The 13,688-nt window shown below is 37.3% G+C and carries 11 protein-coding genes and 1 pseudogene; 6 read left to right on the plus strand and 6 right to left on the minus strand.

Annotated elements, in window-relative coordinates; translation table 11 throughout:
* Window positions 1–36 precede the first annotated feature (36 nt).
* A pseudogene (locus tag AVJ19_RS22790) lies at window positions 37–155 on the minus strand (dodecin domain-containing protein); the annotation flags it as partial.
* 722 nt (window positions 156–877) lie between these two features.
* Here AVJ19_RS22790 and AVJ19_RS13070 point away from each other — a divergent pair.
* Window positions 878–2,014, plus strand: coding sequence for a hypothetical protein (locus AVJ19_RS13070; protein WP_111860122.1), 1,137 nt, complete (start codon window positions 878–880; stop codon window positions 2,012–2,014).
* 110 nt (window positions 2,015–2,124) lie between these two features.
* On the opposite strand, the gene htpG is transcribed toward AVJ19_RS13070, so the two are convergent.
* The 5 genes from htpG to AVJ19_RS13095 all read right to left on the minus strand — a co-directional run bounded on the left by htpG (window position 2,125) and on the right by AVJ19_RS13095 (window position 7,925).
* Window positions 2,125–4,056, minus strand: a complete 1,932-nt coding sequence (htpG, locus tag AVJ19_RS13075; protein WP_111860123.1) for a molecular chaperone HtpG — start codon at window positions 4,054–4,056, stop codon at window positions 2,125–2,127.
* Between the two features lie 91 nt (window positions 4,057–4,147).
* Entirely contained in the window at window positions 4,148–4,501 is a 354-nt protein-coding gene (locus tag AVJ19_RS13080) for a lysozyme inhibitor LprI family protein (protein ID WP_111860150.1), read from the minus strand.
* Between the two features lie 177 nt (window positions 4,502–4,678).
* Complete coding sequence (locus AVJ19_RS13085) at window positions 4,679–5,269, minus strand: OmpW/AlkL family protein (RefSeq protein ID WP_111860124.1); 591 nt, start codon at window positions 5,267–5,269, stop codon at window positions 4,679–4,681.
* Window positions 5,270–5,590: 321 nt separating this feature from the next.
* Complete coding sequence (locus AVJ19_RS13090; protein WP_111860125.1) at window positions 5,591–6,958, minus strand: Na+/H+ antiporter family protein; 1,368 nt, start codon at window positions 6,956–6,958, stop codon at window positions 5,591–5,593.
* A 94-nt stretch (window positions 6,959–7,052) separates the two neighbouring features.
* Window positions 7,053–7,925 (minus strand): alpha/beta fold hydrolase, encoded by an 873-nt coding sequence (locus AVJ19_RS13095; RefSeq protein ID WP_111860126.1) that lies wholly within the window; start codon window positions 7,923–7,925, stop codon window positions 7,053–7,055.
* 118 nt (window positions 7,926–8,043) lie between these two features.
* Between AVJ19_RS13095 and AVJ19_RS13100 the strand changes: the two genes are divergently transcribed.
* The 5 genes from AVJ19_RS13100 to AVJ19_RS13120 all read left to right on the plus strand — a co-directional run bounded on the left by AVJ19_RS13100 (window position 8,044) and on the right by AVJ19_RS13120 (window position 13,422).
* A complete protein-coding gene (locus AVJ19_RS13100) occupies window positions 8,044–8,532 on the plus strand; it encodes a PaaI family thioesterase (protein ID WP_171334214.1) in 489 nt (162 codons plus the stop codon).
* Between the two features lie 145 nt (window positions 8,533–8,677).
* Window positions 8,678–10,171 carry a UvrD-helicase domain-containing protein gene (locus AVJ19_RS13105; protein ID WP_111860152.1) on the plus strand — a complete coding sequence of 498 codons (1,494 nt, stop codon included), beginning with the start codon at window positions 8,678–8,680 and terminating at the stop codon, window positions 10,169–10,171.
* Between the two features lie 35 nt (window positions 10,172–10,206).
* A complete protein-coding gene (locus AVJ19_RS13110; protein ID WP_111860127.1) occupies window positions 10,207–11,589 on the plus strand; it encodes an AAA family ATPase in 1,383 nt (460 codons plus the stop codon).
* Between the two features lie 49 nt (window positions 11,590–11,638).
* On the plus strand, window positions 11,639–12,637 hold the full coding sequence (locus AVJ19_RS13115; RefSeq protein ID WP_111860128.1) for an AraC family transcriptional regulator: 999 nt from the start codon (window positions 11,639–11,641) through the stop codon (window positions 12,635–12,637).
* A gap of 158 nt (window positions 12,638–12,795) precedes the next feature.
* Window positions 12,796–13,422 (plus strand): sterol desaturase family protein, encoded by a 627-nt coding sequence (locus AVJ19_RS13120; RefSeq protein WP_111860129.1) that lies wholly within the window; start codon window positions 12,796–12,798, stop codon window positions 13,420–13,422.
* Window positions 13,423–13,688: the final 266 nt, after the last annotated feature.

Consider the following 13,688-nt stretch of genomic DNA (forward strand, 5'->3'; position numbering starts at 1 on the left):
ATACACCACCGTTTTTTTAAATCAGGATGAAACGGCTTATTCTACCAAGAAACTAATTTTAAGATTTACATAATACTTTGTGATCTTACTGCCCTTCATCAATATTCTTTCATTGATCCAAGCACCTTGTATATTTTTACAGTTTCAGTGACTTTCTAAATGCCCGTATAAACCATTTCTAGAATTGTTTAATTTAGAGTAAAAAACAAGCATTATTTCACCATAATATCGTCACATAAACCTAGATATACGCATGTTTTATCATCTTATATATATGAGTTGTTTATTTATTAGACAAATGAATTAATTATTTTATGACAATTTTCGGTCAGTTTTTAACAAAATTTTGTTAAATAACAATAACTTTAAAAGTATTTTTTAATGAAAAATGCTATGAAATCAAGCATTTTTTTATAATATGCATTTTAAATATATTTTTAAATTTGCTTAATAATTGATAAAAATTGTCACTTGATGCCATTCAACTTATTGTGTTCATTACTTTCGGGACTATCCATATCAGCCAACTTGATATATTCTATATCTCAGAATTTAGTTTTAACGAATTCGTGCGCTGTAAGTTTCTTTTTATATTTTCTTATTTTATAAGACTAGAAGTCCTCCTTTATGGAGGATTTTTAGTTTCTGACATCTACTATTATTGCTTTTGCACTCTTTCTTTGCTTCAGATACATATTTTCATCTCGTACCCCAAAATGTCATTAAATTTTAATTTTTGTAACGAGAAAGCAACTTGTGCATTCATGCCGATGATTTCCTTGAAAAATCAACTATAATTTTTAGACAACCATCAAACCAACAGTAAGCTCTGTATTAAGTCATTTATTTTAAATTAAATAGTCAAAGACGGAACGTTATGGAAAAAATCATATACCCAGTTCCATTTTATCAAGCCGCTATACTGCTATTAGGCTGTTTTAGTAGCATATATAGCTATGCTGAAAATGAAACCTCCAATACAACAACGACTGTACCCATTTATATTCCATCACCTCAGCTTGAGAGTGATTTTAATGTTTTAGAATATATCCCTAAATTATTGGATATGACACCAACTGTTTTACCTGCTCAATCAGATGAAATCACTGTTCCACCGACTCAAGATACTGAAAATGCCACATGGGTGGATCAACAACAAAAAGGCATTCGCAATTGGGCAGATCGTACAGCCACTCGCATGAACAACTGGTTTGGTGAAACTGATCCCGATGAGCCTGCTTCTGCGACCTTACGAATTTTGCTCGATAACCGTTGGAATGAGCATGATGGTTATGAAATCAAGCCCCGTATTCGAGGCAAAATTAAACTGCCTGCCTTAGAAAATCGCTTAAGCCTTGTATTTGGTGATGACTCACTAGACAATGAAATTAATAACAATATTGCAATTACCAATGAAAACCCAAGTGGGGATCCTGATAAATCCGTAGACAGTAAACGTATCCGAGATGACAACAGTTCCATTGCGCTGCGTTGGTCACAACTGTCTAAACGCTTACCTTTTGATGTCGATGCTGACTTAGGTATTCGTTCTGGCGATGATATTTACGCCCGATTAAAAGCTGAAAAGGACTGGGAATTGGGGAATGATTTCACTTTTCATGCTGAACAAATTTATCGCTATGGCATCGACAGTGAAAATTATTTACGGACAAACCTAGAACTGACTCATGCTCGTCCAGATCAGGCTTTTTTATCTAATCAGTTCTATATCACCTATGCCGATGAACAAGATGATGATTTAACTTGGGATAACCGTACCTATCGTCAGCATCAATTCTTTAAAGGTAATCGTTTTAACTACGGTATGTATACCGGTGGTTTTTATAATAATGATGATTTGCGTCTAAACAGTTGGGGACCTTTTGTGTCATGGCGTCAACCTGTATGGCGTGAATGGTTCTATGTGCAAGGTGACCTAAACTATTTCAATGATCATCGTGAAGACAAGGGCCATTATCCAAGTGCCTTGGTACGGCTTGAGGCATTATTTTAAGTTTATATGGGTAAATATTTAAACAATTGTGGATAAGTTTAGACTTATCCACTTTTAAGCCCAATAAAAAGCCTATCGTTACGATAGGCTCTCCAGCAACATTTTACGACTTATTTCAGCAATAAATTGTTAATACGTTTTACATATTCCGCAGGATCATCAGGTAAACCACCTTCTGCAATCACGGCTTGATCGAAAATCACATTGGCTAAATCATCAAACTGCGCTGAACTTTCCAATTTTTTCACCAAAGGATGCTCAGGGTTGATTTCAAGAATCGGTTTAGACTCAGGCACTGCTTGCCCTGCTTGTTTCAACATACGCACCAATTGTGGTGAAAGCTCACCTTCACCTGTCACCAAACACGCAGGAGAATCAACAAGACGAGTCGTTACACGGACTTCTTTGGTTTTGGCTTTGAGTGAATCAGACAATTTATCGACCACAGGTTTAAATTGCTCTGCCGCTGCTTCAAGGGCTTTCTTCTCTTCAGCATCTTGCAAATCACCAAGATCGACTGCACCTTTTGCCACGTTTTGCATCGGTGTACCATCAAACTCATGAACAAACTCCATTGCCCATTCATCAACACGGTCCGCCATTAACAATACTTCGATGTCTTTTTTACGGAACAATTCAAGTTGTGGTGAGTTTTTCGCTGCTGCCAAGCTGTCCGCAGTCACGTAGTAAATGGCTTTTTGCCCATCTTTCATACGTGCTTTGTAGGCTTCAAGTGAAGTTGAAACTTCATCATTGGTCGAAGTAGAGAAGCGTAAAAGTTTAAGAATACGGTCACGGTTACCCATGTCCTCGCCCAAACCTTCCTTGATCACTGAACCAAATTCAGCATAGAAAGTTTTGAATTTCTCTTGATCCGCTGCATCTTCAGATTTTGCTAAGCCATCCAAAGTGGTCAAAACACGGCGGGTATTGCCCTCACGAATGGTTTTCACATCACGGCTTTCTTGCAATAACTCACGGCTGACGTTGAGTGGAAGATCAGCACTGTCCACCACACCTTGTACGAAACGTAAATAATTTGGAATCAGATTATCCGCTTCATCCATGATGAATACACGTTTCACATACAGTTTGATGCCTGCTTTGGCTTCACGCGTGAAAATATTACTCGCTGCTTTATTTGGAATATAAAGCAATTGAGTGTATTCAGTGCTGCCCTCGACACGGTTATGTGCCCAAGCCAATGGCGCTTCAAAGTCATGGGTTAAATTCTTATAGAACTCAACATATTGCTCTTCGGTTACTTCTGATTTATTGCGTGTCCATAAAGCACTTGCAGAGTTAATCGCTTCCCACTCATCAGTTTTCACATATTGACCGCCTTTAGGCTCTTCACCCTCAGCAACTTCTTCTTCCTGCCATACTTCTTTTTGCATTTCGATTGGCAAGCTGATGTGGTCAGAATATTTATTGATGATTTGCTTAACTTTATAAGACTCTAAATACTCAAGTGCGTCATCACGCAAATGCAAAATAATATCTGTTCCACGTGAAGCCTTATTGATTACTTCAACTTCGAAATCACCTGTACCACCACTGATCCAACGTACACCATCAGACTCAGGTTCACCCGCACGGCGTGATTCAACCGTAATTTTTTCAGCAACGATAAAGCCTGAATAGAAACCTACACCGAACTGACCAATCAATTGCGCATCAGCTTTTTGATCGCCTGACAGCTTCGACATAAAGTCTTTGGTGCCTGATTTGGCAATCGTACCGAGGTTATCAATCGCTTCTTGTTGAGTTAAGCCAATCCCATTGTCTGAAATGGTAATGGTTTTCGCATCTTTGTCTAAGCTAACACGGACATGCAGGTCAGGATCATTTTCATAATATTCAGGATGGTTAATCCCTTCAAAACGCAATTTGTCACATGCGTCTGACGCATTGGAAATCAATTCACGGAGGAAAATTTCAGGATTTGAATAAAGAGAATGGGTCACCAAATGTAAAAGTTGAGCCACTTCCGCTTGGAAGCTATGTTTTTGCGCTGTCTGCTGTGGATTCTGTTCACTCATAAATCACTCCTTAAATTCATAACACTTTTTTATTGAATGCTTTAGAAATGGAGTGACTTAAGAATATTTCAATAGGAAAATTAAAAAATAATTAAAATGGTCCTTGCTTATAAACCCGTTCCATATATATATCGAGTTTTTGCTGACGCATTTTATACACATCAGTTAAACAAGAGACATTGTCTCGACACTGATCACGCAGTTGCAACCATTTCACTTGTTGGTCTTGGATTGCACCACGTGTACCCATTGGTACCAAACGGCGAATAATATTGTAGGTGGTTGCCATTTTGACATCAGCATCATTTAACACTCGATGTTCACATACGGTATGTTCTGTTTGTGTTTGTGTTTGTGCATTCTCACATTTAAAACTGGCTGCATGAACATTGGAAACGAAAAACATGCCACTGAAAAACATCGTGCTATATAAAAATAATCTCATCATTTGACAGTGCTCTTTTTCCAATTCATGTTCAATCAGCATAAGAAAATTATCTGATTTTGAATATGATCTTTTATCCCAATCTGGTTATTTTTATACACTTATTTCCATTCAGACTACAATAAAAAACCCCAGACGCATCTGAGGTTTTCACACATAATCGCTATATTCTAAAACTTAGAATTTGTAGCTATAACCCAGTGTATAAACAATAGGGTCGATGTCTAAATCAAATTTACCACCACCCAACTCATCAATTAAAGTCACTTCTGGGCTAAGTTGAGCATAACGTGCATCAAAGTAAACACCCCAGTTTTTTGCATCAGCGGGTTTAAAATTCACACCAATTTGACCAGCAAAACCAAAATCTTCTTTTACATCTTTTGCTGCACCAGATTCATCCCAAGCAACAAATGCTGTACCACCCACACCAATATAAGGTGTAAATGGTGAAGAGTTTTTAAGGTTGTATTTGAATGTTACTGTTGGTGGTAGGTGTTTAATTTTTGCAGCTTTTCCACCATCAAGTAATACATCGTGACCAATTGGTGTAGCCAATAACAATTCAGCAGAAAAATTATCATTTAAAAAATATTCTACAGACGGTGTAAATGCCAATTCATTGTCTGCTTTAACAACACCTAATGCAGTACTTGTATCTTGTGTTGGTGAAATCAAAGAACCACCGACTTTTACCTGAAAACCAGCCTCAGCAAAAGCGACTGTTGACATCCCCATTAATGAAATAAGAGCAATTTGTTTTAACATTCTTCAACCCCAAGTAAAAAAATAATTATATTAAATATTAAACACATCAATTATATTTGATGCAAGTCTCATTTTAAAATATTTTGTAATATTATTTTTAAGTCACTGAAAAATTAAATATTATATTTTAATCCTTAGCAATATACTTGGTTTTAATTCTATACAGTAACTACACTTCATAATCATTTTAATAGCATTATAATGAAATTATACTATTTTAATTTTTATATTAAATGATGACTTCTTTTTGAAAATAATTCTCATTTTTATAAATAAGAATAATAAAACAAGTCATCATATATGCCAAGAATATATTTAAACTTAAAGCACCATTGCTGCAATCCACCCGAAGATGAGTAATGGAATATTAAAATGAATAAAGGTTGGAACAACACTGTCTTTCATGTGGTCATGTTGTCCATCCATATTTAAGCCTGATGTTGGACCTAATGTTGAATCTGAAGCTGGTGAACCCGCATCACCCAAAGCTGCGGCAGTACCAATAATGGCAATGGTTGCCATAGGGCTAAAACCAAATTGAATACATAAAGGTACATAGATAATCGCTAAAATCGGTACTGTAGAGAATGAAGAACCAATGCCTAAAGTAATTAACAAACCAATCAAAAGCATTAAAAATGCTGCTAAAGCCTTACTGTTACCAATCCACTCAACTGATGCTTGTACCAATGCTGGAACCTGATTAGTGGCTTCAATCACGGAAGCAAAACCTTGCGCAGAGATCATGATAAAGCCAACCAAAGCCATCATTCGCATACCTGAAACAATGACATCATCTGCCTCATTCCATTTAAAAATGCCTGCACAACTTAAGATCGCAACACCAACTAAACCTGCCAAAATCATGGATTCTGAATATAACTGTACTGACAATGTGGCTATGATTGCAAAAAATGCCATAATCAATGTAAAAGTTGCAATCTGAGGTTTTCCATCCTGTCCCGCTTTCACGGCATCAGATATTTTCTGTGATTTATCTTCAACTTGAACATCTTGATAATGTCTTGGTTTACGATAACTGACAAATAATGCAAATAATAAACCGACAAACATGCCTAATACAGGAATTGCCATTGCCTTCGGAATTTGATCATAACTAATAGTGAAGCCATAAGGCTTACCAAAAGTATTAATATTTTGCCCCAAAATATCATTGAGAAAAATTGCACCAAATCCAACAGGAATTAACATATACGTCGCACATAGACCAAAAGTAAGCAAACATGCAACAGCCCTACGGTCTAAATTCAAGTGGTTAAATACGCTTAGTAAAGGTGGAATGAGTACAGGAATAAATGCGATATGAACAGGAATTAAGTTTTGTGAAGAAATTGCTGCCAAAACAATGGTAAAGAAAATTACATACTTTACTGTTTTCTGAGCTGAGACATTGGCATCAGCTTTGAGCATTTTTATCAGTTTATATGCCAACAAATCAGGTAAACCCGATTTTGCCAAAGCAACAGCAAAAGCACCTAGCACACCATAAGCCAGTGCAATTTTCGCACCGCCACCTAAACCATTATTAAAAGCTTCTAAAGTTCCTTGTAAGCCAAGCCCTGCTAAAAGTCCGCCTGTCATTGCACCAATAATTAAAGCAAAAACCACAGGCACACGAGCTAGAGATAGTCCAAACATGACTACAATAGCAGCTATAATTGCGATCATAAGATGAGATGAATAGAAAAAGGGGCATTTTAACAGAGAATCTGCGTAAAACTGCCCCTTTTATCGAGTTATTATTCAACTTATTTTTACAATATTACTTGTGCTTTTTATTCGCAAATGCAGCAATATAACCTGCAATTTCTTGTGGACGACTTAATACCGCCCAATGGTTTGCATCTACTTCTACCCGTTCAAAATCTGTCACCCATTTTGGCATTTCATCGATTAATTCAGGGCTGACAAATTTATCTCGCTTTAGCACCACAGCTTGTACAGGACATACTGCATGACGCTGACGTGGCTTGATCAGACGTGGCGCAAAGTTGGCACGATACAACGCTATCCCATGCTCACCATCTTTGGAAATATTTTGATTCAGTGGCAAACCTTTGGTTTTTTCCATTTGGCTGAGTAGCATACCCCAACGTTCTGGATTAAAGAAATGCCAAACGGTTGGTGCAAGGATTGGGAGTTGGAATGCCACAATGTACCAAGACTTAATCAATTGTTTAAAGAATTTTGACTTTTGATTGGCAAATTGATCTCGCATCCAAAATGCTGCATGATCCAAACAAGGTCCAGAAATAGTGGTATAAGATAAAATTCGGTCTTTAAATTTTGTTTCAGTGACAGATTCCCATGTCTGAATTGAACCCCAATCATGTGCTGCCAAGTGAAAAGTACGATTCGGCAGCAGTGCATTCACCACACATTCCAAGTCCAAAGACAAACGGGGTAAAGCATAATCACGGATGCGTTTGGCAACTGAAGACTGCCCTGCACCACGCACATCATAGGTCACAATGTAAAATTCTGTGACCAACTGTTCAATAATCGGCTCCCATACTTCTTGATTATCTGGATAGCCATGTACCAAAACCAATGCAGGGTTTTCAGGCTTACCCCATGTTTTTGCAAAAAGTTTTTGTTGGTCTTGCGTTGAAACCCAATGAGTTTGTGCTTGCATTTGAATACCTTTTTTGTTTTCACATTGACTTTGCAATGACTGTACTGCGTATTTTGATCAATGTCACATCACAATTGATTATTTATTATGGGCTAAAAATATCGAACTAGAATTGACCATGATCAATGTTATCAAGAAACTACAGACAATCCCTTTTATTTCTAAATTCTTTCTCAACCATTATTCACCTTATAAAGGTGCAGGTATTGAGATCGAAAAGATTGATCTAAAAAATTATTATGTCCGTGTCAAAATGCCTTTAACCCATAAAAATCAAAATATTGTGGGTACACACTTTGGGGGGAGTTTGTATTCAATGATCGATCCATTTTATATGTTGATCTTGATGCATCATTTGGGTGATAAATATATTGTGTGGGACAAATCTGCAACTATTCAGTTTTTACTGCCTGGTCGCAGTACAGTTTCTGCTGACATTCGTTTAGATTTTGCAGAAATCGAACATGTCAAAGCTTTGGCTGAAAATTTTGCACCTGTACATCGTACTTATGTGCTGAATATTTTTGATGAATCAGGCTCAAGGATCGCTGAAGTCCATAAAACCATTTATATCCGTAGAAAAAAACCTCGTGCTTTTCAGCAATAATTTGATATTTATTATGAATTAAAAAATATTACTTTCAGTATTATTCAGCGTTATTTGCACTCATCAAATTTTAGCATTCTTCTTGGTTAATTTTTGCTATGATGCTGTATTCCATTTTTGCATCATTAAAAGATTTTTTAACACTGTGCCTGATATTTTTAAACCGACCTCAGAACAAAGTTTTGCGATTGCTGAAGCGCAAAAAGGACAATCCTTTAAAGTGATTGCCTATGCAGGCACAGGGAAAACCACGACTTTAAAACTGATCAGTGATGCAATGCCGCAGCGTCGTGGTATGTATTTGGCATTTAACAAAGCCATTGCCACTGAAGCACAACATAAATTTCATCGTAATGTTGACTGTCGTACATTTCATTCTTTAGCATTTCGTAGTGTTCCACGAGGCGTGACGGACAAGTTGCGTTTACCACGACTTAGCCCAAGTTTTATTGCCAAAGAATATCATTTAATGCCCATTACGCTGCGCCGTATGATGGGCGGGCGTTATGAAAAATATGCACTCATGCCAAGTCGCTTGGCAAGTCTTGTTGCCAATGCAGTCAGTTATTTCTGCTCAACCAGTTCACAATATCCTGCACCTCGCCATATCCAAGCTCCAAGTTGGCTGCATCCTGATGATGTCGAAAGTCTGCAACAACATCTCTATCCTGCGGTTGAACGGCGGTGGTTAGAATCCATAGATCAAAATCATCAAGCAGGTATTAGACACGATATTTATTTAAAATTATGGGCTTTGTCTGACCCGATCATTCCTGCTGATTATGTCTTGTTTGATGAAGCACAAGATGCTGATCCATTGATGCTGGGTATTTTATTGCGTCAACGTAGTACCCAAGTGATTTATGTAGGCGATGCCCATCAACAAATTTACGCATGGCGTGGTGCAGTCAATGCTATGCAACAAATGCCTTTACCTGAGTCACGTCTGACCACTTCATTCCGTTTTGGTGAATCTGTTGCTGAGGTTGCCAACAGCCTTTTGGGCGCATTAAAAGAAACCGTGCCCTTACTTGGTAATCCAGACCTTAAATCTACTGTGGTCAACAAACCACATACCAAAATGCGTGATGCAATTTTATGTCGTACCAATGCACGAGCGATGGAATTGTTATTGTCAGGTTTGGTGCAAGGCGACAAAGTGAGTCTACAAGCGGACCATGCTCGCCTGAATCGTTTTGTTGATGCGGCTAGTTTATTGAAGCAAGGTAAACGTGTGACAGATGTTCCTGAACTGGCTTGGTTTAATTCTTGGCATGATGTACATGAATATTGTGAAACAAATGATGGTAGTGATATCAAGCCTTTAGTCAAATTGGTTGATGATCATGGTACAGAACCTCTAAAAAAAGCACTTGCCAAAATCACCCCAATAGAGCAAGCTGATTATGTCATTTCGACTGCACACAAAGCCAAAGGTTTGGAGTGGAATCGTGTGCATATCGAGGATGATTACCAATTTAAAATCAATGGACTTGAACATAAAATCAGTGATGAAGAACTGCGTTTACTCTACGTGGCATGTACCCGTGCAAAACTGAGTTTAAATATTCATCATATCTATGATCTGATTCAACAGTTAAAAATCAAAACTCCGTTAAAACACCAAGCAACTGCATAAGTTTTAAAATTCTAGTAAATATTTGCAGGTATATTATGAAACTTCTCTCAATCCATCTGCGCCATGTGTATCATTTTGCAGATTTAAAATTAGAATTGCACCCTGAGCAACAACCCATTGCATTAATTTTAGGTACTCAAGCTTCAGGTAAAACAGCGATTTTAAAAAATATTTACCAGTCTTTAACATGGTTTGCAGCTCGCTTTAAAGACCTACGCACCCCTGGCGTGGTCATGCTTGATCAAGATATTATGCAAAATCGCTTGCAATCCAAACTTGATATTTCCATTAAAATTCCAGCTGAATTAGGTACATTGCCTGAAAGTAGTGATTCAAGTACACAAGATCATTCGATTTGTTCATGGCAACTGTATAAAACATTAAATGCCAATGGCATCGGTATTAGTCGCCCAGAACTACAACAGCTTGAACAATTGGTCGGTTTATATCTAAAAGCTATTCAACAAGATCCTTTGCAGGGTTTACCTTTAATCGCCTATTATCCTGCTGAGCGTTTTATTAATGAAATTAACTTACTCAGTAAAAATAATCCCGCAGTGATGCAAACTACCGCTGCCTATGAGTTAACAGCGATTCCATTTACCACTTTTGCACGCTTTTTTGAGTGGTTTCGGGAGGTGAGTGATATTGAAAATGCACAATCGGCACAGTTATTTCAGCAAATTTTAAAAGAAAATACTTCATCAACAGCATCTGATGATACCTCCGACCGTACAGCTGATTTTCACAATGCACTGTTTCAAGCACGTACACATTTACACTCACCGAGTTTGCAAGCACTAAAAAGTAGTTTAAATACGGTAATACCTGAAATAACTGATATTTTTATTGAATACAAACCAAAACTACAGTTAATGGTGACTTATAACCATAAAACCTTACCTTTTTTACAACTATCCAATAGCACCAAAAACTGGATTGCCTTAGTCGGTGATGTAGTACGGCGTTTATGCTTACTCAATCCTTTAAGTTTGTATCCGTGTTTAGAAGGAGATGGGATTTTATTAATTGATCATATTGATGCGGAACTTGACCAAGATCATGCGCAAATTATTTTGCCACGTTTACATCAGGCTTTCCCACAAATTCAAATTATTGCCAGTACCCTACACGAACATTTACTAGAGCCTACTGAAAATATGCAATGTTTTCAGCTCGACCAACAACGTATTCATGAGATTAAACTTGAGGAATATCATGCGGATTTAGCACAACTTTATGCAAATTTACATGAGAAAACACCTGAACATACTGCAATTGATGTGATGCCTGAAACTGTGTCAGTCGTAGATCAATGTTTTGCACAATTTCAAAAAATGTCAGCACAAGAACAGCAACAATTACGTGAATTATTGCATATTGATGATGATCGCACTTCACAGGAAACTTTACTTTAGTGACAACAATTTTTACATTAGACACAACTCTACATTCATATAGTGGTACATGAAACAACAAAAAAACAGTGATGCAGGCATTTTTTTATGGATGACCTATCAAGCCATGCAAAAGATGCAGCTTGATACGGCCGCCATTTTTGCCAGTGTACATTTGCCCGATCAAATGCCTGATAAAAGTATTCGCCGTGCCAATTCAACACAGCAACGCTTTTGGCAGGCAGCAGAACAAATCAGCCAAGATACTTATATTGGCTTGCATGTGGGTGCAGAAATGCCTGTTTTTCGTGGGCAAGTGATTGAGTATTTATTTCTCAGCAGTGAAACTTTTGGCGAAGGCTTGGTACGAACCCTTAAGTATCAAGCGGTGCTGAGCAATGCTTTTTCACTGAGTTTGACCCAAAAAGATGGCATCGCAAAACTGACAGGGTTTAATCATGCTGTACGACATTATCAAGACTGTGCGATCAATTTATTGATTCAGTTTTTTAAATATATATCTGAGCAAAATTTTCAGGTACAACGGATTGAGTTAGCTTATCCACTTGAACTTCATGCAGAAGAATATGAAGCTGTTTGGCACTGTCCAGTTCAATTGGGTTGTCACGAAGGTGCGATCTATTTTAATGCTGATTTATTAAATCTAGCCTCACCTGCAGCTGAACCTGAGTTGTTGAAAATTCATGAAAATATGGCTGAGCAACAACTCGAAATTTTAGAAAAGTATCAGTTAATCACTGACATCGAAAATATCTTAGCCAGTGGAATTTTAGAGTCAGGTCAGTTTGATCAGGAACAAATCGCAGCACGACTTGGAAAAAACCCAAGAACTTTACGGGCGGATTTACAGATGATTCAAACCAGTTATGAAAAAATCTTGGCACAATATCGGGAAAAACTGTCCCGTAAGTTATTGGCAAACACTCAAGAAAGTTTAGATCAAATTGTTTATTTAACAGGTTTTTCTGAACCTTCGGCATTTTCTCGGGCATTTAAGCGTTGGACAGGTGAAACACCGAGTACTTATCGGCAACGTAAACAGAAATAATGTCTTTATGCCGAAAATATTTTCAAACCTAAAACTTTTATCCTATGCAATTCACATTTGACTGAATCGGCAATTTATCCGCTGCCATTTCAGTCAAAAGAAAAATAAAAACTCATTCTAAACTACATAAAAATCAATTTAATGTTTAGGTATTTGCAATGTTAGGTTTTCCTTTAGGCTTATTGGCAGCAAATGGATTTGAATGGTATGCCCATAAAGTTTGGTTACATGAGTTTCCAATGAAACATCGTAACAGTCCTTTCTTCACGCATATTGCACATCATAAACGTGCTCGTTTAAATGGCTTTCATGATGAAGGCTATGCTGAATCCATGTTTAAAAATGCTGAAATTTATAATGAAAAAACTGCATTGATCGCCTTAACCGTAGCGGCTACACCACTTTTGCCTGTTGCACCATTTTTTACCGCAGGTCTGTATTATGGCATTTGGAACTATTGGAAAACCCATGCCAAATCACACTTAGACCCTGAGTACGCCAAAAAACGTATTCCTTGGCACTATGATCATCACATGACCAGCAATCAAAATGCCAATTGGTGTGTGACTAAACCGTGGTTCGACTACATCATGGGCACTCGAGTCATGACGGATGCTTCTGTAACTGAAACCAATCCATTGGCGATTGACATGCCACAATGGTTGGAAAAACGGGTGAATCGCGTAGCACGCCGTGTATTTCCCAAAGCATTTGCTCAAATTGAGCAAAATACCCAACAGGATATTCAAAATACTAAAAAGGGGATCGAAGTTGCACTTGCTTAATGTCTGTGCAAGCTTTTAACGAAAAACTTTCTTTTCTCAAATGATGAATATTCCATAAGTGGTATTCATCTTTGCACAAATTGCCAACTTGTCACACATCAGCTTGACTTAGACTTTGTTGAATAATTTTCCCACAAAACAAATGTCGTATAAGACGTATAATCCTCTGTGTTTGTGTAAAAACTGACAAAATAAATTGATGTTCAACTCTTCATGTAATAAGATAAAAAAATCAATATGAATTAAATTTTTCAATTCATATCGAT

It is taken from the genome of Acinetobacter sp. CFCC 10889 (assembly GCF_003268395.1).
In the GTDB taxonomy this organism is placed as follows: Bacteria; Pseudomonadota; Gammaproteobacteria; order Pseudomonadales; family Moraxellaceae; genus Acinetobacter.